Source organism: Methylobacterium sp. Leaf93, assembly GCF_001422345.1.
GTDB classification, from domain to species: Bacteria; Pseudomonadota; Alphaproteobacteria; order Rhizobiales; family Beijerinckiaceae; genus Methylobacterium; species Methylobacterium bullatum.
Window position 1 is genome coordinate 132,524 of sequence record NZ_LMMS01000002.1, and the last position, 23,794, is coordinate 156,317.

The 23,794-nt window shown below is 66.9% G+C and carries 14 protein-coding genes and 3 pseudogenes; 8 read left to right on the forward strand and 9 right to left on the reverse strand.

Annotated elements, in window-relative coordinates; genetic code table 11:
• Window positions 1-113 precede the first annotated feature (113 nt).
• Window positions 114-1,646 (forward strand): glycogen synthase GlgA, encoded by a 1,533-nt coding sequence (glgA, locus tag ASF26_RS04275; protein WP_156462858.1) that lies wholly within the window; start codon window positions 114-116, stop codon window positions 1,644-1,646.
• 307 nt (window positions 1,647-1,953) lie between these two features.
• Here glgA and glgB read toward each other — a convergent pair whose 3' ends face one another.
• From glgB to treZ, 5 genes are all read right to left on the reverse strand, one after another.
• Complete coding sequence (glgB, locus tag ASF26_RS04280; RefSeq protein WP_244475824.1) at window positions 1,954-4,107, reverse strand: 1,4-alpha-glucan branching protein GlgB; 2,154 nt, start codon at window positions 4,105-4,107, stop codon at window positions 1,954-1,956.
• A 159-nt stretch (window positions 4,108-4,266) separates the two neighbouring features.
• Window positions 4,267-7,524, reverse strand: a complete 3,258-nt coding sequence (gene treS / locus ASF26_RS04285) for a maltose alpha-D-glucosyltransferase (protein WP_056250128.1) — start codon at window positions 7,522-7,524, stop codon at window positions 4,267-4,269.
• Window positions 7,525-7,693: 169 nt separating this feature from the next.
• Window positions 7,694-11,077, reverse strand: coding sequence for a maltotransferase domain-containing protein (locus tag ASF26_RS04290; protein ID WP_056250130.1), 3,384 nt, complete (start codon window positions 11,075-11,077; stop codon window positions 7,694-7,696).
• A 134-nt stretch (window positions 11,078-11,211) separates the two neighbouring features.
• Complete coding sequence (locus tag ASF26_RS04295; RefSeq protein ID WP_056250133.1) at window positions 11,212-16,122, reverse strand: malto-oligosyltrehalose synthase; 4,911 nt, start codon at window positions 16,120-16,122, stop codon at window positions 11,212-11,214.
• Window positions 16,119-17,924, reverse strand: coding sequence for a malto-oligosyltrehalose trehalohydrolase (gene treZ / locus ASF26_RS04300; protein ID WP_056250136.1), 1,806 nt, complete (start codon window positions 17,922-17,924; stop codon window positions 16,119-16,121). Before treZ ends, ASF26_RS04295 begins: the two co-directional genes overlap by 4 nt.
• Before the next feature lie 286 nt (window positions 17,925-18,210).
• Between treZ and ASF26_RS04305 the strand changes: the two genes are divergently transcribed.
• Window positions 18,211-18,681 (forward strand): YidB family protein, encoded by a 471-nt coding sequence (locus tag ASF26_RS04305; RefSeq protein ID WP_056250138.1) that lies wholly within the window; start codon window positions 18,211-18,213, stop codon window positions 18,679-18,681.
• Window positions 18,682-18,729: 48 nt separating this feature from the next.
• On the opposite strand, the gene mgtE is transcribed toward ASF26_RS04305, so the two are convergent.
• A complete protein-coding gene (gene mgtE, locus ASF26_RS04310; protein ID WP_056250140.1) occupies window positions 18,730-20,100 on the reverse strand; it encodes a magnesium transporter in 1,371 nt (456 codons plus the stop codon).
• Window positions 20,101-20,628: 528 nt separating this feature from the next.
• Here mgtE and pqqA (ASF26_RS04320) point away from each other — a divergent pair.
• The 6 genes from pqqA (ASF26_RS04320) to ASF26_RS04345 all read left to right on the forward strand — a co-directional run bounded on the left by pqqA (ASF26_RS04320) (window position 20,629) and on the right by ASF26_RS04345 (window position 22,548).
• On the forward strand, window positions 20,629-20,718 hold the full coding sequence (pqqA, locus tag ASF26_RS04320; RefSeq protein ID WP_019902976.1) for a pyrroloquinoline quinone precursor peptide PqqA: 90 nt from the start codon (window positions 20,629-20,631) through the stop codon (window positions 20,716-20,718).
• Window positions 20,719-20,781: 63 nt separating this feature from the next.
• Complete coding sequence (gene pqqA, locus ASF26_RS04325) at window positions 20,782-20,871, forward strand: pyrroloquinoline quinone precursor peptide PqqA (RefSeq protein WP_018042171.1); 90 nt, start codon at window positions 20,782-20,784, stop codon at window positions 20,869-20,871.
• Window positions 20,872-21,092: 221 nt separating this feature from the next.
• Window positions 21,093-21,356: a hypothetical protein gene (locus ASF26_RS04330; RefSeq protein ID WP_244475820.1), complete on the forward strand. Its 264-nt coding sequence runs from the start codon at window positions 21,093-21,095 to the stop codon at window positions 21,354-21,356.
• 221 nt (window positions 21,357-21,577) lie between these two features.
• Window positions 21,578-21,928 carry a hypothetical protein gene (locus ASF26_RS04335; protein ID WP_244475821.1) on the forward strand — a complete coding sequence of 117 codons (351 nt, stop codon included), beginning with the start codon at window positions 21,578-21,580 and terminating at the stop codon, window positions 21,926-21,928.
• A 7-nt stretch (window positions 21,929-21,935) separates the two neighbouring features.
• A complete protein-coding gene (locus ASF26_RS04340) occupies window positions 21,936-22,286 on the forward strand; it encodes a 4-fold beta flower protein (RefSeq protein WP_056250147.1) in 351 nt (116 codons plus the stop codon).
• A gap of 37 nt (window positions 22,287-22,323) precedes the next feature.
• On the forward strand, window positions 22,324-22,548 hold the full coding sequence (locus tag ASF26_RS04345; RefSeq protein WP_056250149.1) for a hypothetical protein: 225 nt from the start codon (window positions 22,324-22,326) through the stop codon (window positions 22,546-22,548).
• A gap of 191 nt (window positions 22,549-22,739) precedes the next feature.
• On the opposite strand, the pseudogene ASF26_RS04350 reads toward ASF26_RS04345, so the two are convergent.
• The 3 pseudogenes from ASF26_RS04350 to ASF26_RS04355 all read right to left on the reverse strand — a co-directional run.
• Window positions 22,740-23,163 (reverse strand): annotated as a pseudogene (locus ASF26_RS04350) (DCC1-like thiol-disulfide oxidoreductase family protein).
• Window positions 23,164-23,408: 245 nt separating this feature from the next.
• Window positions 23,409-23,507: pseudogene (locus ASF26_RS23320) on the reverse strand (IS5/IS1182 family transposase); the annotation flags it as partial.
• Window positions 23,506-23,794 (reverse strand): annotated as a pseudogene (locus tag ASF26_RS04355) (transposase); the annotation flags it as partial. The pseudogenes ASF26_RS04355 and ASF26_RS23320, both read right to left, overlap by 2 nt.

Sequence of the window (23,794 nt, forward strand, 5' to 3'; positions counted from 1 at the left end):
TCGCGGCGCGACATTTTCCCCGCGCCGCAGCAAACTGAACGTAGTATTAACCGACCCGATGGCTTGAGTTGTGCATCGCGAAGAGCACGATCTGCCCTAGAGGTCTCCACAATATGCCGGCGACGACCACCTCCAGTGCCGACCTCGCCTCGCCGATTTTCGCCTCCGGCGAGGCCGATGCCGAGGTCATCCGGAGCGTCTCGCTCCAGCCGCGCATCCTCTACGCGACCCCGGAGATGGCGGATTTCGTCAAGACCGGCGGTCTGGGCGAAGTCGCCGGCGCCCTGCCCCGGTCGCTGCGCCGCCACTACGACGTCCGCGTGCTCATTCCCGGCTACCGCCAGGTGGTGGACCGGTTCGACCACATCCCCGTCGTCGCCCATCTGCGCGGCCATGCCGGCATCCCGCCCTGCGATCTCGGCCTCATCGAGACGGGTGACGGCCTCAAGGTCTACATCATCCTGAGTTCCGACCTCTACCAGCGGGACGGCACGCCCTATGGCGACGCGCAGGGCGATTTTCGCGACAACGACCTGCGCTTCGCGCGCCTCAGCCTCGCGGCTGCGGAACTGACCGGCGGGGTCGACCCGTCCTGGTCGGCCGACCTCCTCCACCTCAACGACTGGCAGACGGCGCTCGCTCCCGCCTATCTCGAATGGACCGGGCAGCGCGTCCCCAGCGTGCTGACGATCCACAATCTCGCCTATCAGGGGCTGTTCCCGAGCGATTCCCTCGGTCGCCTCGGTATCCCGGACGGCGCCTTCCAGATGGATGGCTGCGAGTTCTACGGACACCTCTCCTTCCTCAAGGCCGGCATCTACTACGCTTCGCACGTCACCACGGTGAGCGAGACCTATGCCCGCGAGATCATGATGCCGGAATCCGGCTGCGGCCTCGACGGCCTCCTGCGCACCCGCGCCGCCCAGGGGCGGCTGGCCGGCATCCTCAACGGGATCGACGAGAGTTGGGATCCGCGCACCGATCCCCACCTCGCCACTCGGTTCGAGGCGGACGATTGGAAGGGCAAGCGCGCCAATGCCGAGACGGTGCGCCGGAAGTTCGGCCTCGCCGTGTCGCGCGGCCCGCTCTTCGCCATCGTCTCGCGCCTCGTCCACCAGAAGGGCATCGATCTCAGCCTCAGCGCGGCCGAGACCATCGTGGCCGAGGGCGGCCAGATCGTCGTCATCGGTGAGGGTGAGCGCCGCTTCGAGACTGCGCTCAGCGATCTCGCCCGCCGCCATCCGGATGCCGTCGGGGTCCATGTGGGGTTCGAGGAGAAGGAAGCGCGGCGGATGTTCGCCGGAAGCGACTTCCTGCTGATGCCCTCCCGCTTCGAGCCCTGCGGTCTCGCGCAGATGTACGCCCAGCGCTTCGGCTCGCTGCCGATCGTGCACCGCACCGGCGGTCTCGCCGACACGGTGGAGGACGGCGTGACCGGCTTCACCTTCGGAGAAGCCTCGCAGAAGGGGTTCCTCGGCGCCGTCCGCCGCGCCCTCGACACGTTCGGCGAGAAGAAGCGCCTCAACGCCATGCGCCGCCGCGCCATGTCCCGTTCCTTTACCTGGGACGGCGCGGCCATGGATTACTCGGCGCTCTACGCCCGCGCGCTGGGCAATGGCGGCGGACTGCGCGCCCGGACTGTCTGAGAGTCGGCATCCGCCCGATCTTAGCGTCCGAACGGCCGATTTTCGTCGTCTTCCAAAGCTTTACCTCAACTTGAGGTGCCGCGCAGCGGCCTCGAAGGAGGGTTCCAGAAGCGACTGCGCGAACTGGAGGGCTCCTTCGAGGCCTCCGCTACGCTCCGGCACCTCAGGATCAGGTGGTCGGCTTGGATGATCAACCTGCCCATGAGCAGCCGCTGAGAAATCCGATCAAACAACCTCCAGAATAAAAGGGCGCCAGTTCATCGAACCGGCGCCCTTTCTCATGGCATCTTTGAAGCACGAGCCGATCTCAGCCCTCGCGCACGAAGATCATCGTTCCCAAAGGCGGTGCCGCGAGAACCAGCGAATAGGGCTGGCCGTGACTCTCAACCGGCTCCGCCTGGACGCCGCCCATGTTGCCGACGTTCGAGCCGCCATAGCGCTCGGAATCCGAGTTGATCGCCTCGCGGTAGAACCCCGCCTCCGGCACGCCGATCCGATATCCGTCACGCGGAATCGGGGTGAAGTTGGAGACGACGACGGCGACCTCACCCGGTGACGTGCCCTTGCGCGCCCAGGCGATGACGCTGTTGTCCTGGTCGTCGGAGACCAGCCACTGGAAGCCGGCGGCCTCGCAATCCCTGACGTGGAGGGCGGGCGTCGACGTGTAGAGGCGGTTCAGGTCTCGCACGAGATCCTTCACGCCGCGATGCAGAGGATCGTCGAGCAGGTGCCAGTCGAGGCTCTGGTTGTGGTTCCACTCTTTCTGCTGGCCGAACTCGCCGCCCATGAAGAGCAGCTTCTTGCCCGGATGACCCCACATGTAGCCGAAATAGGCGCGCAGATTCGCAAATTTCTGCCAGCGGTCACCCGGCATCTTGTCCAGCAGCGAACCCTTTCCGTGCACAACCTCATCGTGTGAGAGCGGCAGGATGAAGTTCTCGGAGAAGGCGTAGAGCAGGCCGAAGGTCAGGTCGTGGTGGTGATAGCGGCGATGGATCGTCTGCTTCGACATGAATTCCAGGGTGTCGTGCATCCATCCCATGTTCCACTTGAAGCCGAAGCCAAGACCGCCCGTATAGGTCGGGTGCGACACGCCCGGCCAGGAGGTGGATTCCTCGGCGATGGTCATCGTGCCCGGCGCGTGGCTATAGGTCGCCTCGTTGGTCTTGCGCAGGAAGTTGATGGCGTCGAGATTCTCGTTTCCGCCGTATTGGTTGGGGATCCACTCGCCCTGCCGGCGCGAATAGTCGAGGTAGAGCATGGAGGCGACGGCATCCACGCGCAGACCGTCGAGATGATAATGCTCGAGCCAGAACCGGGCATTGGCGGCGAGGAAGCTCGACACTTCCGTGCGGCCGAAATTGTAGATGTAGGTCCCCCAATCCTGGTGGAATCCCTGGCGCGGGTCGGCATGCTCATAGAGATGCGTCCCGTCGAACTGGCCCAGACCATGGGCGTCGAGGGGGAAGTGGCCCGGCACCCAGTCCAGCATCACGCCGATGCCGGCCTCGTGGGCCGTGTCGACGAAGGCCGCGAAGTCGTCCGGCGTGCCGAAGCGGCTCGTCGGTGCGAAGAGCGAGACCGGCTGGTAACCCCATGAGCCGTCGAACGGATATTCCGTGATCGGCAGCATCTCGATATGGGTGAAGCCCATCTCCTTGACGTAGGGGATCAGGCGCTCGCCCAACTCCTTGTAGGTCAGGTAGCGGTTGCCCTCCTCGGCGACGCGCGCCCAGGAGCCGAGATGGACCTCGTAGATCGAGATGGCGGTGTGGCGAGGGTCCTTCTCGCCCCGCGTCGCCATCCACTTGCCGTCGCTCCAGACGGGCGCGTTCGTGCCCTGGAGCACGGAGGCGGTCTCGGGGGGCTTTTGCGCCGCGAATGCGACGGGATCGGCCTTAAGCGGCAGGAGTGAACCGTCGGGTCCGCGGATCTCGAACTTGTAATGGACGCCCGCGCGCAGGCCCGGAACGAACAGCTCCCAGATGCCGCCGGTCTGCCAGAGCCGCATGGGGTGGCGGCGGCCGTCCCACTCGTTGAAATCGCCGACGATGCTCACCCGGCGGGCATTGGGCGCCCAGACCGCGAAGCGGAACCCATCGATGCCGTCGAGCACCATGGATTGGGCGCCGAGCACCCGATAGGTGACGTCGCTTCCGATCTCGCGCAGGTTGTCGATGTCCTGCTGATGCAGCGACGAGCCGAAGCTGTAGGGGTCGTGGCGCGTGCGCTCGGTACCGTCCCAGCTCTCCACCGCGAGTTCATAGAGCGGACGCCCCTCGCTCTGCACGCGGGCGACGTAGAACCCGTCCTGATGGCGCCGCTCGAACGGGATGCGCTTGCCCGCGGTGAGCAGGGACGCGGATTTCGCCTCCGGCAGGATGGCCCGCACCTCCCACAGGCCGGGACCGATCTGGTGAGGGCCGAGCACGGAGAACGGATCGCCATGATCCGCCCTCATCACGGCGGCGACCGCGTCCGGATGGACGCCCTGAACGGTCGACGTATCGGCATCGGCCTGGCGGGAACTCCCCGACGCGGCCGAGCGGTCCGCGATCCGTTCGGACCGCTTCCGCTCCTGCTCGGACGTCTTCGCCAGGCTCTCGTCGATATCCGTCATTCAAACGCCTCTCTTGGTGTCGTCCAGAATGGTGAGAACCCCACGGGCTGGGATTTCGATCCAATCCGGCCGGTTATTGGCCTCGTAATCGACCTCGTAGAGGGCCTTCGCCAGGAGCGAGAGCGCGAGCAGCCGCGTCTCGGTCTCCGGGTCCGTCACCGCGGCGCGGCTGGTGGAGGCCACGGCACGGTAGGCATCGAGGAACGCAGCATCGATCATGCCGCGCCAGGCGATGGATGCGCTGCGGGCGCGGCCTTCCGAATCCGCGAACCGGCCCGCGATCTCGCGGGTGACGGTCTCGGCGCCGTAGGCGAAGGACCGCAGCATCCCGGCGACGTCGCGCAGCGGCGTCGATTTGGCCCGGCGCTCGTCGGCGGGGCGAGCGGGCTCGCCCTCGAAGTCGATGATGATGAGGTCGCTCTCGGAGGCGAGGACCTGGCCGAGGTGGAAATCACCGTGGATACGGGTCTTGGTCGCCCCCACCGGCGCACGCGCCGTCATGTCCTCGATCAGAAGTTCGACCTCGCGGCGGCGACCGGCGAGCTCGGTGATCGCCGTGCTCGAGGTGCGTCCCGCCAGGGCGTCGAGGGCGCGGAACGCCCTCTCGCCGAGACGGCGCGCATCCTCCCCGAGGTCGCGCAAATCGTCATGCGTGAACGGCTCGGGCGCGAAGGCCGGATCGTCGGTGTCGATGGCGAAGGCGTTGTGGAGTTCGGCGGTGCGGCGCCCGAGAAGCTCGGCCCAGCGCAGGTGCGGAGCGAAGGCTTCGGTGGGGTCCGGTGCCTCGCTCTCGGGAGCGAGCACCACGGTGTCGAAGTCGCGGCGCAGGCCTTCCAGCATCAGGGTCCAGGCATCGCCCTGGTTCGGCACGAAGGCCTGGAGCACGGCGAGCGCCGTCCGCGTCCCGTCCTCGGCCACGTGCTCGACGACGCCGAGGAGAGCCGGCGTGTTGGCGAAACCCGCCTGCTCGGTGAGGAACCGGCCGACTTCGATCTCGGGATGGACGCCCGTCTGCATGCGGCGCAGCAGCTTGAGCATCATCTTCGAGCCGATGGCGATCGAGGTGTTGCTCTGCTCCGCGTTCAGGCTGCGGACTTCCGCCAAGTCCACGGCGACGTCGTGATCGAAGGCCGAGGTATGGGAGAAGACGAGCTTGCCGGTCTCCGTCGGCAGCTCGACGCCGTTGCGCATGCCGTCGATGAGGGCGACCGAGAAGGCGGGCGAGGCGGACGCTCCGAACAGGAGGCCCGTGCGCGGTCCGCGGCGAACGCGGGCGACCGCATGCGACAGCAGGGTCTCGTCCTCGCGGCCCTCATCGACCCCGAGGGGCACGAAGTAATCCTGGCGGTCGCCATTGGCGAGATGCACCGCCACGCGCGGCAGCAGGAAGCGGGTGGCGCCGCCGGCATCCTTCAAGGTGGCGCTGTCGATCACCGAGACCGACTTGATGCGGGTGCCCTTGGCGCCAAACCAACGGCGAGTGCCGATGAAGCGCGGCGCCACGGTCCGCTCGAAGGCGGTCCGCTCGCGCCCAGCCATGAGGGTCTCGACCCCGCCGGTGAGGACGAGGGTGAACAGTTCGGGGGTCTCCGGCTGCGGGCCGATCTGCCCGGCATTCGCGGCGTTGAGCGAGAACCAGTAGAACCCGTAGGAGGGGAGCGTCAGCAGGTAGGGCAACTCGCCGATGGCCGGGAATTCCGATCCGCCGGTGAGTTCGATCGGCACGGCGCTGCGGAATTCGGAGAGGTCGAGCTGAACCGCCTGCGGCGCGCGCGACAAGTTGGCGACGCAGAGCACGCGCTCGCCCTCGAACTCGCGGATCCAGGCCAGCACCTTGCGGTTGGTCGGATACAGGAACTGCATGCCGCCGCGACCGAGGGCGACCGAGTTGTTGCGGATCGCGATCATGCGGCGCGTCCAGTTCAGCAGGCTCGTCTGCGATTGGGTCTGCGCCTCGACGTTGATGGCGTCGAAGCCGTAGATCGGGTCCTGCACCGAGGGCAGGAAGAGCTTGGCCGGATTGGCGCGGGAGAAGCCGCCGTTGCGGTCCGGCGACCATTGCATCGGGGTGCGCACGCCGTCGCGGTCGCCGAGATAGATGTTGTCGCCCATGCCGATCTCGTCGCCGTAATAGAGCACCGGCGTGCCGGGCATCGACAGGACGAGGGACTTCATCAGCTCGATCTTGCGGCGGTCGTTCTCCAGGAGCGGAGCCAGACGGCGGCGGATGCCGAGGTTGATGCGCGCGCGCCGCTCGGCGGCGTAGAACGACCAGAGGTAGTCACGTTCTTCGGCGGTGACCATTTCCAAGGTCAGCTCGTCGTGATTCCGCAAAAAAATCGCCCATTGGCAGCCCTCGGGGATCTCCGGGGTCTGGCGCATGATGTCGGTGATCGGGTGCCGGTCCTCACGGGCGATCGCCATGTACATGCGCGGCATCAGCGGGAAGTGGAACGCCATGTGGCATTCGTCGCCGTCGCCGAAATACTGCGCGGTCTCCTCCGGCCACTGGTTGGCTTCCGCCAGCAGCATCCGGTCGGGGTAGCTCGCGTCGAGCGCGGCGCGGATCGCCTTGATGACCGTGTGGGTCTCCGGCAGGTTCTCGCAATTCGTGCCGTCGCGCTCGATCAGGTAGGGGATCGCGTCGAGGCGCAGGCCGTCGACGCCCATGTCGAGCCAGTAGCGCATGACCTCGATCACGCCCTCCAGCACGGCGGGGTTGTCGAAGTTGAGATCCGGCTGGTGGCTGTAGAACCTGTGCCAGAAATACTGCTTGGCGACCGGGTCCCAGGTCCAGTTCGAGGTCTCGGTGTCGAGGAAGATGATGCGCGTGTCGGAATACGGCGTGTCGGTGTCCGACCAGACGTAGAAGTCGCGCTCAGGCGAACCGGCCGGCGCCTCGCGGGCGCGCTGGAACCAGGGATGCTGATCCGAGGTGTGGTTGATGACGAGCTCGGTGATGACGCGCAGGCCACGGTCATGCGCCGCCTCCACGAACTTCCGGAACTCCTCCATCGTCCCGTAGGACGGATTCACGTCGCGGTAGTCGCCGATATCGTAGCCATCGTCGCGCAGGGGCGAGGGATAGAACGGCATCAGCCAGATGGCGGTGACCCCGAGGTCCCGCACATAATCCAGTTTTTGCGTCAGGCCCTCGAAATCGCCGATCCCATCGTTGTTCGAGTCGAAGAACGACTTGACGTGGATCTGATAGATGATGGCGTCACGGTACCATTGCGGATCGCTACGATCGATCATCGCGTCGTTGCCTCATGCGTCGGGTTCAAGGGCGTGTTCGGCGTCACAGCGGCACCGTTCGCGGAAGCGACCGGTGCCAGCCGCGTCGGCCGCAGCTTTGGCGCCATCTTCTGGGCGACAACGCGACGGACGGCTGAAAACTCGAAGTTTTGTGCTGACACGCGGGCCGCTACTCCGCAACCCGGCGGGGCGCGCGCAGACGCCAGATCACCGCGGAGCGCTCCGCCGGATCGAGGGCGATGCGGTGGGACTTGCCGCGCAACTCGAATTTATAGCCGAGCAGCAGGTCCTCCACCTCGACGGCGCCGTCATCGGGCTCTCCGAGGAGCCAGAGCGGCACCTCGTAAGTGCATTCCTGGCGGTTCTTCGGATCGAGATTGACCATCACGAAGATGCAGTTGTCGCCTTCCGGCGTCGTCTTGGCATAGGCGACGATCTGGTCGTTATAGGCCCCCGTGAAGGTGACGTTGCGGAAGTCCCAGAGCGCCGGGTTTTCCTGCCGGATGCGGTTGAGCTTGATGATATGCGAACGGATGTTGCCCGGCGCATGGTAGTCCCAGGCTTTCAGCTCGTATTTCTCGGAGTTGAGATACTCTTCCTTGCCCGGATACGGCGCCGCCTCGCACATCTCGAAGCCGTTATAGATACCGTAGACCGAGGACAGGGTGGCGGCCAGCGTCGCCCGCACGATGAAGCCGGCGCGGCCGCTGGTCTGGAGATAGACCGGGTTGATGTCCGGCGTGTTGGCGAAGAAGTTCGGCCGGTAATACTCCCCCATCTCGCCGGCGAGCTCGGTGGAGTAGTCGATGAGTTCCTGCTTCGTGTTGCGCCAAGTGAAGTAGGTGTAGCTCTGCTGGTAACCGGCCTTGGCGAGCTTCTTCATCATCTTCGGCCGGGTGAAGGCCTCGGCGAGGAAGATCACATCGGGATAGCGGGCGTTCACCTGCCCGATCATCCATTCCCAGAACGGAATCGGCTTGGTGTGGGGGTTGTCGACCCGGAAGATGCGGGCGCCGAGTTCAGCCCAGCCCATGACGATGTCGCGCAGCTCGATCCAGAGCGACGGCAGCGCGCCGCCATAGAAGTGGACGTTGGAGATGTCCTCGTACTTCTTCGGCGGGTTTTCGGCGAATTTCAGCGTGCCGTCCGGGCGCCACTCGAACCATTCCGGGTGGTTCTTGATCCAGGGATGGTCGGGCGAGCACTGGATCGCGAAATCGAGGGCGATCTCCATGCCGTAGGCGTGGCTCGCGGCGACCAGCCGGCGGAAATCGTCGAGGGTGCCGAGTTCAGGATGGACGGCTTCGTGGCCGCCCGCCTCCGAGCCGACCGCGTAGACCGAGCCGACATCGCCTTCGAGCGCCGTGAGGGTGTTGTTCTTGCCCTTGCGGTTGGTCTTCCCGATCGGGTGGATCGGCGTGAAATAGAGCACGTCGAAGCCCAGTTCGCGGATCTCGGGTAGACGCCGGATCACGTCGTCGAACGTGCCGTGGCGGTTGACGTCCATGGATTGCGAGCGCGGGAAGATCTCGTACCAGGCGGAGAACCGGGCGGCGAGACGGTCGGCGATCACCGGCACGTTCACCGGATAGCGCGAGCGGTTGACCCGCTCGGCATGCCTGCGGATCAGGGACGCGGTCTCGGGCGCGAGGATGAGGTCGAGCTGCGCCGCCGATCCGGTCTTCTCGGCCGCGAGAGCCGACACGATGGCCTGGAGCCGGGCCTTGTCCGGCCCGGTGGCGAGGTCCGCCGCCCCCTGCACGAAGGTGACGCCCTCGATGGTCTCGAGGCGCACGTCGACGCCCGCATCGCGCTTCTTCAGCGTGTCGCGGATCCAGGACGAGAAGGCATCGCGCCAGGCCTCGATGGTGAACTCGTAGCGGGCATTGTGTTCGAGGGGGAAGGAGCCGCTCCAGCGGTCGTTGTCCACGAACACCATGCGGTCTCGGCGCCACTCCTCCTCGCCGACCACGCGCGACAGGATCGCGGCGTCGATGATCTCGTGGCCGTCGCTGAAGATGTCGGCGGAGACCGCCACCTGCTCGCCGACCACGCGCTTGACCGGGGAACGGCCCCCGTCGATCTCGGGCGAGACCGCCTCGATGACGACGCGGCCTTCGCCGGACGGCGTAGAGGGAGCCGGCGGCTTTGCCACCACACGCCGTTCGGCGGCGAGGATGCGGATCTCGCCGGGGGCGAGATCGAGGCTCGTGCCGGGGAGGAAGTCGATGGGCTCCGCCTCGGGGGTGACATCCTGGAAGCGGTCGAGCATGCCGCCCGTCCGCGCCACCAGCGGCCCGGCCTCCACCGCCACCGCGGTGGGGCCGGGATTGAACAGGACGAGGGTGGCGTGGCGCGCGGACGCGCCGTGTCCGGTGTCGAATTTCAGTAGCGCCACGTAATCCGCGTCCGGCGACGAGATTCGGGTCTGCGCGCCCTCGACATTGGCGGAGGCGAGGCTGGCCTTCAGGGCATTGATGGCAGCCACATATCCCGAGATATCGATGCCGGTGTCGGTCTCGCGGGAATCCGGCGTGGTCTCGACCACGTGCAGGGCGCGGCGGTAGCCCCATTCGTAGCCGATGGGCAGGAGCACGCCGGCCGAGAAGAACGCGGCCAGGGCGTAGCGCGCCTTCAGGTGCCGCGCCACCGCCTCGGCCCCACCGCCGAGGCCGGCGGCGAGGCGGGGCATGTCGTGGTTCTCGGGGAAGGCGATGGAGGGGGCGATCACGCGCAGGCGGTCGTACTGCTCGAGCGCCCACGGCGCCTTGAGGTCCCACCAGGCGAAGGAATTGAACAGGTAGTCGAAGCCGGCACCCGCCGTGGCCTGGGCCTCCTCGAAGGTGCAGCCCAGGGTCTCGGCGGCGAACAGGCAGTCGGGCTCCAGGGCCTTGGCCGCGCCGATCAGGCCGCGCCAGACATCCGGCGGCACCTTGTAGGCGGCGTCGCAGCGGAACCCGCCGACACCGAGATCCTGCATCCGGTTGATGTAGCCGGCCCAGAGCTGGGTCAGTTCTTCCCTAGCATCGGCCGAATGGTAGTTCAGCTCGGCGAGATCGCCCCAGACCGTGCGGATCGACGGATCGTCCGGGTCGACGGCGGCCGGGCTCTCGATGTTGCCGGCCTCGTCGCGCAGGAACAGGTCCGGCCGCTCCCGCGCGAGGGGGCCGTCCTTGGCGGTGTGGTTGATGACGAGGTCGGTCATCACGCCGATGCCGTGCGCGGCGGCGGCGGCGCAGAAGCGGCGGATTTGCTCGTCGTCCGAGGTGCCATCATCGTCGCGGAACCGCTCGTCGAGACGGTCCGGATCGGAGACCGCGTAGAGGCTGCGCGAGCCGCCGGTCTGGTGGAACGGGTTCAGGTAGATCCAGTCGAACCCCATCCCGGCGATGCGCGGAAGCTCCGCCGTCCAGGCCGAGACCTTTCCGACGAGGAGGGGGAACAGGTTGTAAATGCGCGGCCCCTCGGCGCGGGGGGCGAGGCCCGCAGGCAGCGCCACGGTTCCGGCTTCGGTCCGCGCGGCGGAGATCTTGGCTGGGCTCGGCGCGTTCATGCGTACTCCGTTCTGATTTGGCGTTTCCCCCTCTCCCGTGGGAGGCCTCCCACGCAGGGGCGGACGAGGCGGGGACGGGCGATCCCTTGCGAGGATCGCCCTTCATGATTTGGCAGCCGTCCCGCGTGCGGGACTCAGGCGATCCGCTTCAGGACCGCGTAGGGCAAACGCGCGAACAACCGGCCGAGATCGATCGAAGTTCCCTCCGGCTGGACGTCGCCGCCCGTCATCAGGTCGATCCAGCGGCTCTCCTCTGCCACCGGCAAAGTGGTGCCGGCAAAGGCCTCCCCCGACCACGTCGCGTCGCCGACGAGGCCGGAGACGAGGCGCGGAACGGCGACGAGGAGATCGCCCTCCCCGCTTGTGGCATCGGAGCGTGTGAATGCGATGACATGGGTGCCGAGCCTGCCCTCGGCCGTCACCGCGATATGGTCCGCATCGGCGTAGAAGCTGGGTCGCTCCGCCCGGTCGGCGAGGAGACGCGCGAGCGTTGCCTGCTTCACCCGTCCGTCCGGCCAATGGTCGAGCAAGGCCGGCAGATCAGCCGTGTTGCTCAAGGCCTCCTCCCGCGCCGCGTAATCCACCGGGCGGCGGTTGTCGGGATCGACGAAGGAGAAGTCCCAGAACTCGGTGCCCTGGTAGACGTCGGGGAGCCCCGGCAGGGTCGCCTTCAGCACCGTCCGGCCGAGGCCGGCGATCATGCCGAGATGGGCGAGCCGCCGCGCGATCGGACGCATCAGCGTCATGAACTTCGAGCCCGGCGCGATCAGGCCGGCGAACAGACGCTTGACCGCGGCCTCGTACCGCTCGTCCACATTGACCCAGCTCGACCGGCGCTTGCCCTCGCGCAGGGCCTTTTCGGAATAGGCGTCGAGACGGTCGCGGAATTCCGCGATGGCGGCCTTGTCGTCCCCATCCAGCAATTCGAGGGGCCAGGCGCCGAGGATGGCCTGGAGGAACATCCACTGGTCGTTGGCGTCGGGCGCCGGGCCCTCCTCCATGGCGGTGAGGTGGGTGCGGGCCGACTGGCCGAGGATGGTCCAGGCCTCCGCCCAGACCTCCGGGATCTCGGACAGGGCCAGCAGGCGCGAGCGGGCGTCCTCGCCGCGCTTGGTGTCGTGGGTCGCCGTGGTGATCATGGCGTTCGGCCAGTCGCGCGCCCGCGCCGCCTGGAGCGCGTGGAAATGCTCCAAATCAATCCCGTATTCCCCCGGATCGCCGCCGACCTCGTTGAGGGCGAGGAGTTCCGAGAACCGGTAGAACAGCGTGTCTTCCAGGCTTTTCGCCATGACCGGACCGGTCAGCTGCTGGAACCGTCGGCGGAACCGCAGGATGACGGCGGGATCGGGACGCCCCGGCCCGCCGGCATCGATCCGCCCAAGGAGGGCCTTCGAGGCGAAATCGTGGACCGACCTGTCCGGCAGGGCGCTCCAGCGCTTGGCCTTGGCCACCGCGCCCTCGATGAGGCGGACGTCCTCGTCCTCGACGTCGCTCTCGTCGAGATCACTCGCCAGGTAGGAGCGGTAGGTGGGGAAGCGCGCGATGATCTCGATCAGCGCGCGGCGGATGGCATTGACCGAGAAGTCGCGCGTGCGCCGGTCGGCATCGGCGATCCGCTTCAGGTCGGCGGTGAGCACTTCGAGCTCGCTGGCGAAGCTGATCTCGAGGATCTCGGCCTTGGCCGCCCGGAGCTGCGCCTTGTAGGGCTCGTCCATGCCGGTGGCCCAGCGATAGAACCGGGTGATCCGCGTGTGCTTCTCCTGATCCACCAGGATGCCGTCGAGCTGGTTCAGTACGTCGTAGCCTGTGGTCCCGGCGACGGGCCAGGGCCGCAGCTTCTCGCCGGGTTCAAGGATCTTCTCGACCACGACATAGAAGCCAGGCCCCACCGCGCTCTGCAGGGCGCGGGCATAACCCTGCGGGTCGGCCAGACCGTCGATATGGTCGATGCGCAGCCCGTCGATCCGCCCCTCGGCAATGAGGCGGAACACCGTCTCGTGCGAGCGGTGGAAGATGTCGGATTTCTCCACGCGCAGGCCCGCGAGGCCGTTCACGTCGAAGAAGCGGCGGTAGTTGATGTCGCTCGCCGCCACCCGCCAATGGGCGAGGCGGTAGGATTGCTGCTCGAGGAGCCGGTGGAGCGGCCCGAAACTGTCGGGTCTTCCCTCGAAACCGTTGAGCAGGGTTAGGGTCCGGTCGATGGCCTTGGCGATGGCCGGCGAGGCCTCCACCGCGTCGGCGAGCCGGCGCTTGAGGCCGTCGGCCTCCTCCGGGAAGCCCCGGCGCCGCTCCGCATTCGTCTCCTCGCTCATGAGACGCAGGCGCTCGGAGACGGCCAGAACTTCGGCCGCCGCGTCGTCGCCGATCTCGCCATGCGCCGCCAGGGCGCGGTTGAGGATCGAGGGATATTGCAGCGGGCAAATCGGGAACTGATGCTCGTAATGCCAGACGCTGAAGGCGCCCGCCGCCGGGTCGTACTTCAGGTCGAGAGTGCCGTGTTCGAGGGCCTCACCGTAACGGTCGCCCAGGAACGGGATGACGAGGTTGTTGCGGGCGCCCTGGCGCTGCCAGTCGATGTCGAAGGCATGCGCGAGGGGAGAGAGATCGCCCCATTCGAGAACGGAAAGCCACCACGGATTGTCCGCTCCACCGACGCCCATATGGTTGGGCACGATGTCGAGGAGCAGCTTCAGGCCGTGCCGCTGCATCACGTCGGAGAAGCGGACGAAGCCCTCCTCGCCGCCGAGTTCCGGGTTGATCGTCGAATGGTCGACGATGTCGTAGCCATGGGTCGAACCCGGCCGCGCCTTCTGGATCGGCGAGGCATAGACGTGGCTGATGCCGAGCCTCGCCAGATACGGCACGATCCGCTCGGCATCGGCGAAGGTGAAGTCCTTGTGGAACTGCAGCCGGTAGGTGGCGCGCGGCGGCGTCGAGGCGAGGCGCGCCGCCCCCGAACGGGGACCGCGTTCCTCGGCCGAGAGGGCGGCGGCGAGCTTCGCCAGGGGACCGCCCGGCGCCGCGATGGCCTCCAGGCTGCGGTCGAGCTTGCGCCGCCAGTTTGGGTAGCCCTCGGTGGAGCCCGGCACGTTGGCCTGGCTCAATTCCGAGACGACATCCTCATACTGCACCGCCGTGAGCATGGACGGAGCACGGGCGAGGTAGCGCGCCGCCGCTTCGAACGGCGCCACTTCGGGCACGTCGTAGCTCGGCAGCAGCTGCTCGGATGCCAAAGCCTCGGTGAGGCGGGAGCGCTCGGTGACACGCTCCCGGCGCTCGGCTTCCGCCCGCTCGGCATCGTAGAGGCCGAGCGCTTGGCGGGTGTCGGTGTCGACGCCGCGCCACCAGCCGACGAAGGTCGGCAGGTCGTGGGTGGTGATGGCGGTCAGCGCATCGCGCGGATAGGCGCCGGGGCTCTTGAAGCGGCCGCCATGCTCGCGCTCGAAGGCGAGGATACGGTAGCTCAAGATACCGGCTTGCATCAGCGCGTCGGAGAAGCCCTCCGGCGCGGTGCCGAGATCCTCGGCGATGACGAGGCATTTCGCCCGATGGCTCTCCAGCCGCAGCACCGCGAGCATGGGCTCGAACGGCATGGCCACATAGGCGCCGTCCTTCGCCGATCCGGTGACTGGAATGAGGAAAAGGCGGGCAAGCTGGAACGCATGGTCGATGCGGATGGCGCCGGCATGGCGCATGTTCGCCTGGACCAGGGCGCGGAACGCCGCGAGCCCGTCGCGCTCCATTTCGAGCGGGTGGAAGGCCGGCAGGCCCCAATCCTGGCCCTTGGGCGCCAGCAGATCGGGCGGCGCACCGATGGAGACGCCATTGGCGAAGCGTTCGGGATGCGACCACACCTCCGACCCGCCCCGATCGGCACCGACCGCCAGGTCGCGGTAGAGGCCGAGGCGCATGCCGCTTTCGAGGGCCGCCTTCGACGCATCGGCCAATTGGCGATCGGCGAGGTATTGCAGCCAGATATGGTAGGTGACGGCCTCCGCATGGGCCAGCGCGAACGCCTCCACGGCCGGCGTCCCGGCGCGGCGCATCTCCTCCGGCCAGTCGCCGGACCAATGGGCGCCCAGCGCTTTGTAATGGGCGGACAGGGCCTCGAACGTCCCATGGGCTTCGAGATCCGCACCGCCCTCATCCCGGAAGGCCGAGAAGGCGGCGTCGTCACCCGCGCGAGCCTGGGATTCCTGCCAGAACGCCTCCAGCACGGGAGACAGAACGCCCCAGATGCCGGGATGGTCAACCAGCGTCGCAGCCTGGAGACCGGCGATGTCGGTGGCCTTCTCTGCCAGCAGGGCGGCGGCACGCGAGCCGGCAAAACCGGGCAACGCGCCGGGTTCGATGAACAGCGTCTCGAGGAACAGGCGCGAGGACGGCGAATAGGGCGAGATCTTGCTGCGGTCCGATTCGAACAGCGCGTGGACCGGGCTCAGGCCCAGGAACGAGGCGCCGCGAATGCCGGCATCCCGCGCGGCGCGGCCCGCATCGGCGTAGCTGCCGATGCCGAGATTGTGCGGCGAGCGCAGGCCGTAGAGCTGCGCAGCGAGGCCCCAATCCCGTGCGCCCTCGTCGGCATAGGCGGCGGGGCGCCAGCAGCGCTGCGGCGCGGAGATGACCCAGGCTTCCGATTTCCGCTCGCCGAGCGCCACGGTGAGCCGGTGGTAGCCCGGCGTCAGGGGCGGCAACTCGATACGGGGTTCGCCCGCCCCCGTGATCGACGCCCTCCCCTCCCGCGCGAGGCCGCGCTCGTCGACGACGCGCCACGACACGGCGCCGTGCGCGTCAATGGCCTGAACGGGGATCGTCGAGGCGCGCCGCGCCTCCACCGGAATCAGCGACGGGACGAGCCCGAGCCGCACGGATTCCACCTCCGCGAGGCTCTTCGCGATCTCGTCGTCGGTGCCGGCCGGGAAGCCGAGGGCGGCGACCATGCCGCGCCGGGTCTCGATATCGGTCGCCACGGGCTGGCCGAAGGCGTCGGTATAGCCCGATGCGATGCCGAGGAGGTCGGCCAAGCGTTCGAGGTCGCGGCTCATCGGGCGGCTCCCGTCAGCACGATGCCCGTCCAGGTGGGAAGCTCGATCTCGCTGCCCGTATGACCGTTCGACCAGATCACCTGACCTCCATTGGCATTTACGGCGAGGGGATCCGCGCCGAAATTGGCGACGAAGCGCAGGGTGCCCCCCGCGTAGCGCCACGTCACGTCGAGGGAATCCGGGGACGGCCGGGTCACGTCGGCCCCGAGATAGCGGGTCTTCGTCAGGGGCACGACGGATTGGTGCCGGATCTGGAGCAAGTTGCGGGTGTCGGCCCACACGCCCCGATGGGGCTGCCGCTCCGGCTCCGACCAGTCGAGCTTCGAATCGACAAAGGTCCGCTCGGCGGTCGGATCGGGGATGACCGAGGTGTCGTCGGCGAAAGCGGCGAAACTCTTGAATTCACGCCGGCGTCCCTCGCGCACCGCCTTGTTCAGCTCCTCGTCCGGCGCGAAATCGACGAAGAACAGGAACGGTGCCGTGGCCGACCATTCCTCGCCCATCCACAGCATCGGAATCTGCGGAGCAAGGAGCAGGCCGGCTCGCGCCAGGCTGAGCTTGTCCGGGTCGCTCAGCGCGCTCAGCCGCTCGCCCAGCGCCCGGTTTCCCACCTGATCGTGGTTCTGGAGAAAGGTGACGAAGGCCGAGGGCGGCAGATGAGCCGAGGGCTCGCCGCGCGGGTGGTTGTCGAGGCTCGGGAACGGCTCGCCCTGATAGGCGAAGCCTTCCGCGAGGCAGCGGGCGAGGTGGTCCACCGGCTTGTCGGCGAAGCTGACGTAATAGCCCGCGTCCTCGCCGGTCAGCAGCACGTGCCAGCAATGGTGGAGGTCGTCTGCCCATTGCGCCGTGTGCTGGACCGGCTGGGCGTGATCGTCGCGCTCGAGCCAACGGGCCTGGTTAGCCTCGTTCTCGAGGACGAGATGGATGTGCCGTCCGGGTAGCCGCGTACGGATGGTCTCCGCGAGCTCGCCGATGAAGTGCTTGGGCGAATCGTCCAGGATGGCGTGGACCGCGTCGAAGCGGATACCGTCGAAATGGTATTCCTCCAGCCAGTAGAGCGCGTTCTCGATGAAGTAGTCGCGCACGACCTTGCCGCTGGTCTCGCCGTCGAAATTGATGCCCGCCCCCCAGGGCGTCTGATGACGCTCGGTGAAGAAGGTCTTGGCATAGGCGTGGAGGTAATTCCCGGCCGGGCCGAAATGGTTGTAGACCGCGTCGAGGAAGACCATCAGGCCAAGCGAATGCGCCTTGTCGATCAGGTGCTTGAGCTCGTCCGGCCGTCCATAGACGGCATCCGGCGCATAGGGCAGCACGCCGTCATAGCCCCAGTTGCGGGTGCCCTTGAAGTCGGCCAGCGGCAGAAGCTCGATGGCGGTGACCCCGAGATGGGTCAGGTCTTCGAGCTTGGCCTCCAGAGTGGCATAGGTCCCCTCCGGCGTGGCGGTGCCCACATGCAGCTCGTAGAGGACGGCCTCTTCCCAGGGGCGGCCCGTCCATTCGCCGTCGCTCCAGTCGAACGCCTTCGGATCGATGACCTCGCTGAGGCCCGACACGTCGTCGGGCTGGAAGCGCGAGGCCGGGTCGGGCACGACGAGGTCGCCGTCGATGCGAAAACCGTAGCGGGCGCCCGGACGGACGTTCGGCACGGTGGTGCGGCGCCAGCCTTCGCCGGCCTCGGGGATGGGATGCTCGGCCCCGTCGACCACGAGGGCCACGTCCTTGGCCGTGGGTGCCCAGAGGGCGAAGCGCACGCCGTCCGCCGCGATCGCGGCACCGAAGTTCATGTCGTGTGTGCGCCGCATCAGACCGCCATCTCGCTCATCGGGAAACCTCGCGGCCGGGTCGCACCGGCCACGGGGGAGAAGGCCGTCCGCGAGGGTCTGGTTCCCTCGCCATACAGCTTCGCTTGCGACGTAATGCACGGGTCACGGTCGACAACCGCCGGGCGGACAAGTTTTGTGTGCGGCGCGCCATGGCGCCTCGATCCTGGGCAGTCCGGCGGCCCGATGCATCCCGCCGCGCCATAGGCACGTTGAGTGAGCGTCGCCTCGCCGATGAGCCGGCGGCGAACCTCAAGGGAGACAGCGCATGAGCCGCGGATATCCGTCCATGACCGCCCTGCTGGGTCTGCTCGCCGTAGCGGGTTACCAGAACAGGGACAAGATCGCCGAATTCCTGGGCGGTGCTACGAACAAGACGACGGCTCCGGGAACGCCGGGAGCCGCGACCGTCAACCAGGGCGGACTCGGTGGCATCCTCGGCCAGCTGGGAGGCGCCCTCGGGGGCGCGGGAGCCGGCGGTCTCCTCGGTGGGGGCTTGAGCGAGCTCATCGAGCGCTTCACCCAGAACGGCCACGGCGAGACGGCGTCCTCCTGGGTCAACCAGGGCCCGAATCAGGAGATCGCGCCGCAGAACCTCGAAAAGGCCATCGGCCCGGACATCCTGTCGACCCTCGCCCAGCAGACGGGACTGACCCGCGAGGAATTGCTGTCCCGCCTGTCGCGGGAGCTGCCGCAGGCCGTCGACCGCTACACCCCCGACGGCCGCGTACCGGCGTAAGGCGTCGTCTCCTCCCGGGCGCAGCCCGCCCGGGAGGATCGACGAGGGTCAGAGCAGCGTGCCGCGCAGGATCAGCATCGCCACCGAGAAGTAGATGACGAGGCCGGTCACATCGACGAGCGTCGCCACGAAGGGTGCCGAGGCCGTCGCCGGATCGAAGCCGAGGCGCTGGAGCACGAAGGGTAGCATCGACCCCGTCAGCGAACCGAAGGTGACGATACCGACCAGGGCGGCCCCCACCGTCGCCGCCACCAGCATCCAGTGCTCGCCGTAATCGTAGAGCCCCGCCTTCTGCCAGACGACGATGCGGACGATCCCGATAGCCCCCAGGATGGCGCCCAGCAGCAACCCGGTGGGCACCTCCCGCAGGGCCACCCGCCACCAGTCGCGCAGGCGGACCTCGTGGAGCGCGAGCGCGCGGATGAGGAGCGAGGTCGCCTGACTGCCCGAATTGCCGCCCGAACTCATGATGAGCGGGATGAACAGGGTGAGGACGATGGCCTTCTCCAGCTGCCCCTCGAACCCCTGCATCGCCGTGGCGGTCATCATCTCGCCAAGGAACAGGGCGCAGAGCCAGCCGGCGCGCTTCCGGATCATCGTGCCGAAGCCGATATCCATGTAAGGCTCGGGCAGGGCCTCCATGCCGCCGAAACGTTGCACGTCCTGCGTCTGCTTCTCGACCATGGCGTCGATCATGTCGTCCACCGTGACGATGCCGATGAGGTGGCCCACCGCATCCACCACCGGCAGGGCCAGCAGGTCGTATTTCGAGATCAGCCGCGCGGCCTCCTCACGGCTGGCGGTGGGCGAGACGGCGAGCGGCCGCCGGCCGGCGGCGACGCTGAGGACGTTGTCGCCAGGATTGCCGGAGATCAGCCGACGCAGGGGCACGGCCTTCGTCAGCGCCTGGGTGCGCGGGTCGAGGACGAAGATCGCGTAGATCGTCTCGCGGGTCTTCTCGACGGTGCGGACATGGTCGAGGGTCTGCTGCACCGTCCAGTTGCCCGGCACGGTGACAAATTCCGTGGTCATCAGCGAGCCCACGCTCTCCTCGCCATAGGCGCTGAGCCGGTCGATCGTCCCACGGGTCTCCGCATCGAGCCGCGCCCTCAGATCGGAGCGGCCCGGCTCCTCGATCTCGCGGAACACGTCCGTCACCCGGTCCGCCGACATGCCGGACAGGTAGGAGGCCACCCGGTCGCGCGGCAGCATCTCGATGATGTCGGCGGCCAGGTCGAGTTCCGGCTGGTCGAGCACCTCCACCGCCCGGTCGTGGGGCAGCCCGAGCAGAATCGCGGCGGCGACCTCGGGCGCCTCCTCGTTCAGCGCCTCGACGATGTCGGGCGCGCGTTCGTCCGACAGGCGGGCGGCCAGCACGGAGGGATCGATCTTGGTGGGAAAGGTGGCGATCGGGTTCATGGGCTCACCTCGCGGGAGGGTGGCGATCGGGCCGTGTTCGGCCGGATCGCGGTGAGCCGCGTGTGAACCCGTCAGGTCCTCAGGCGGTCAGAACGATATCGGCCGGGCGGGCTGGATCGGTGGGACTGTCGCTGGGCATGGATGGGGAATTCGGGCTCCAAGGCGTCCACCTGCGATCCGCACATGCGGATCGCGGAGGGGAAGCTGTCGGCGGCGCCCCCATGCGCTCCGCCACGGGGCGCGTCAAGATGAATTTCCTCCTGTCTTTCAGACCTGTCGGCGGGACGCGCGCCACAGCCGCGGGAGTCTTCGTTCCCACGTTCGGAACGGGCAGCGACGCGGCCGGGATCCGGCACTGACGGCGCACAATCCTGCATCATAGTTCCCTAATAGAGGAAAATTGTCCGCATATCGGGGCAAATTCGGCCCGGACGATGCATCATATGAAAAATATAAGTCTCGTGCCCGCTTGTATTGCGCCCAATGTATCACCTATCTTGAGGGCGTCGGACACGAAGGAGTTTTGCCATGAAATGGTCTGCCCCCGTTGTTCAGGAAGTTTGCGTCGGCATGGAAGTCACCAGCTACGAGTCGGCGGAAATCGATCCCTTCAACTAAGGGATCGGCGCCCTCACGGGCCCGTGTCACCAAGCCTCATAACCACCAACCAGGAGAAACGTCATGACGTGGTCTGCCCCCATCGTTCAGGAAGTGTGCGTCGGCATGGAAGTCACCAGCTACGAGTCGGCTGAGATCGACACCTTCAACTAAGTCGACTGCAACTAAGTCGATCGCTCGAAAGAGCGGCACGAAGGGGCGGCATTCCTGCGGGGATGCCGCCTTTTTCGTACTCGCTTGGGTTCGATGCCCAGCAGTTTCAAAGTTTTCGGAACCGTTCCGGCAAGAACTCTGCTAGAATTGACAAATCGGCTCATGAGATAGGGACACGTTCGGGTCTCTGCGGTGAACTCGTCATTCGAGAGAAACACCCCATGACCCACGAGATGCCAGCTATGGAATTCTCGGACCTGACCGGACGGGCGACGCAGAACGGCATCACGGTTACGGTGAACGTCTATCGCTTCGCTGGCACGCAGGACCCGTGGACGCTCGAAGTCATCGATCAGACCGGGTGGTCCACCGTCTGGGACACCACCTTCGCCTCCGACGAAGACGCCCTCGACGCCTTCATCGAGGCCATCGAGGACGGTGACGGCATGCGCGCGTTCCTCGAACCGTCGCCGACCTTGCACTGACGCATCCCCCATCGACTATCCGCCGCCGCACGCAGCAAGCGATGCTGTGGATCGCGGTGTCGTCGTGCCCCCCAATCCGGCCTCAGGGGGCGAGCACGCCGACGAAGGCCCAGCCCAAACCCGAGAACGCTTCGGTCGCCGCATGGAACATCGCAGGTCGATGCGCCCTGTCTATGCGAGTGGCCCGCCCCCCATCCCATTCACCGGAAAGCAGATCCATCATGAACAAGCCCGACATGCTCGCTGAGAACGTCTCCATCGCGGATCTCGCCGGACGGAGAGCGGACCGCCTCGAATATCTGAAGGGCGTCTATCTCAACATGGTCCCCGACCAGACCCGCAATCCGACCCTGCGCGTTCGCCTCAGCCGGCTCGGATCGGGCACCCAGCCGGCCTACCGGATCGAGGCCGAGGATACCGACGGCCAAACCGTCATCATGGGGTTCTATCAGGGTGACAAGCACAAGCCGCTCGCAAAACGCCTGCACGATTCCGACGGACCGACCTGGAGCAGCGAGACCATGAGCTATGTCGAGCTCCGCACGCTGCACAACAGCCAGATCGGGGCTTGAGCCGTCCATGATCGAGTTCTTCGACAGACAGGGCAGCGAGGCGGCGTACTGCCACGACGGGCACTCCCTCTACCTCTGGAACGGCCGAGCCGCGGCCTTCATCCATGACGACAAGGTCTACGCCTATGACGGCCGCTTCATCGGCTGGGCGGACCGAGGCTGGATCTCGGACGAGCACGGAGCCTGCCTCCTCTTCGAACACGACGCCGTGGGCGGCCCTCACAAGCCCGCGCGGCAGGCGAAGACGACGCCCGGCCCGAGGCGCGCAAAGCCCGCGCGCGCCGAACCGGGGCAAGCCCCGTCCCGCCCCGCCGCCTCCACGGCCTGGTCCGATCGCGTCTTTTCCGACCTGATCTGATCCACGACCGAACCCGTTCGCACGAGAGGGAATCCGCATGACACCGACGAAGAAGCTGGCCCGCGTCCTCACCGACGAGACGGACGGAGGCTATCGCCTGACCATCGAAACCGTGGACGGCGAGATCTTCCGCATCCTCGCCACGGAAGATCAGGTGAACGACCTCATCGACGAACTCGATGAGCTGGTCGGAGACGATGCCGACGAAACACCCCCTCTCACCGAGGAGGAAGAGCGAGTCGGCGAGGAGCAGCCCTCCTGAACCTGGCCGACCATATGGATGAGCCGAGACGGATCGGGGTCGTTCCTGACGGTCGATGACGAGCGGTTTGGCGGTGCGCGCTCGTCTAGCTCCGTCATCTGTTCGGCAATGGCAGCCTGATCGTCCCGGCCCAAACCGGCGATCGTGGTGCCTCGCTCGACGCTACACCGCACCAAGGGACACGAGTCGTCTCATAGGATGCGGTCCCTGTACTGCCTCGGGGCCGCCCAACACGTGTGCCGTCGGCCAAACAGACGATTACCAGTGACGGGCGACAACGCGATAGACCGGGTCGCGTATCGCGACGGGTACGAGCCGGAACACCCAGACGCGCGCCCAGGGAAAGCCGAGCGTTTCGTAGATTTTGAGGACGGCGTCGCTGTCTTGATGCGTCCGGTCTCCCTCCACAACGAGCGGGCCGGCGGGATCGCCCGGATCCATTCCGTATCTGCGGTAGAGGGATTGCCCGATCTCGTCCTGCATGGAGGCAAGTCGAAACACGGCGTTGCGGTCTCGTTTCGGAACAAACTGGGCGTTGGCCGAACACTGGTCGCATTCGGCATCGAACAGGATGATGGGGCCGGTCGAGGGCTTTGCCGAGTGGGGCGCGGTCATGGTGCAATCCTATCCGACGTCTACAACTCCGGGGAAGCGCGGCTCGAAGCATCGGCCTCTTGCACATCCATCACCCGAAACGGACCGTCCCGTCTTACGAGTCTAGGTCATGGCTCAGACTGTCTGTGTGCTTCTCCTTGATGCCACGACGTCACAGTTCGCCGGGATCGCCGGCGACCGATCTCACGCTCTCAAACAATCCTGCGCGCGGATTCGCCTGCTCTCAGCCTAGGGTCTGGACTCAATCAGCACCAGAAGGCGATGACAGCGGCGAGTGCGACGGCGGAGGCATAGTTGCGGGCCAGCTTGTCGTATCGGGTGGCGATACGACGGAAGTCTTTGAGCGAGTGCGACGGCGGAGGCATAGTTGCGGGCCAGCTTGTCGTATCGGGTGGCGATACGACGGAAGTCTTTGAGGCGGCAGAAGGTGGCCTCGACGCGCCRGCGCTCGCGATAGCGGCGCTTGTCGTGGCGGATCTTGCGTTTGCGGCTGCGTTTGCCTGGAATGACGGGRGTGATGCCCTTCTCCCGCAGATCGGCGCGCAGCCAGTCGGCGTCGTAGCCCTTGTCGGCGGTCAGGCGGCGGATACGGCCTGGGGCTTCGGCCAGCACGTCCGGGGCTGTACGGACG

Excerpts from the sequence above, each read along its gene's own strand:
- treZ (WP_056250136.1), bottom strand. The coding sequence starts at position 17,924 with ATGCGGCGCACACACGACATGAACTTCGGTGCCGCGATCGCGGCGGAC.
- glgA (WP_156462858.1), top strand. The coding sequence starts at position 114 with ATGCCGGCGACGACCACCTCCAGTGCCGACCTCGCCTCGCCGATTTTC.
- ASF26_RS04295 (WP_056250133.1), bottom strand. The coding sequence starts at position 16,122 with ATGAGCCGCGACCTCGAACGCTTGGCCGACCTCCTCGGCATCGCATCG.
- ASF26_RS04305 (WP_056250138.1), top strand. The coding sequence starts at position 18,211 with ATGAGCCGCGGATATCCGTCCATGACCGCCCTGCTGGGTCTGCTCGCC.
- glgB (WP_244475824.1), bottom strand. The coding sequence starts at position 4,107 with ATGAGGGCGGATCATGGCGATCCGTTCTCCGTGCTCGGCCCTCACCAG.
- treS (WP_056250128.1), bottom strand. The coding sequence starts at position 7,524 with ATGATCGATCGTAGCGATCCGCAATGGTACCGTGACGCCATCATCTAT.
- ASF26_RS04330 (WP_244475820.1), top strand. The coding sequence starts at position 21,093 with ATGACCCACGAGATGCCAGCTATGGAATTCTCGGACCTGACCGGACGG.
- ASF26_RS04345 (WP_056250149.1), top strand. The coding sequence starts at position 22,324 with ATGACACCGACGAAGAAGCTGGCCCGCGTCCTCACCGACGAGACGGAC.
- ASF26_RS04335 (WP_244475821.1), top strand. The coding sequence starts at position 21,578 with ATGAACAAGCCCGACATGCTCGCTGAGAACGTCTCCATCGCGGATCTC.
- pqqA (WP_018042171.1), top strand. The coding sequence starts at position 20,782 with ATGACGTGGTCTGCCCCCATCGTTCAGGAAGTGTGCGTCGGCATGGAA.
- ASF26_RS04290 (WP_056250130.1), bottom strand. The coding sequence starts at position 11,077 with ATGAACGCGCCGAGCCCAGCCAAGATCTCCGCCGCGCGGACCGAAGCC.
- mgtE (WP_056250140.1), bottom strand. The coding sequence starts at position 20,100 with ATGAACCCGATCGCCACCTTTCCCACCAAGATCGATCCCTCCGTGCTG.
- pqqA (WP_019902976.1), top strand. The coding sequence starts at position 20,629 with ATGAAATGGTCTGCCCCCGTTGTTCAGGAAGTTTGCGTCGGCATGGAA.
- ASF26_RS04340 (WP_056250147.1), top strand. The coding sequence starts at position 21,936 with ATGATCGAGTTCTTCGACAGACAGGGCAGCGAGGCGGCGTACTGCCAC.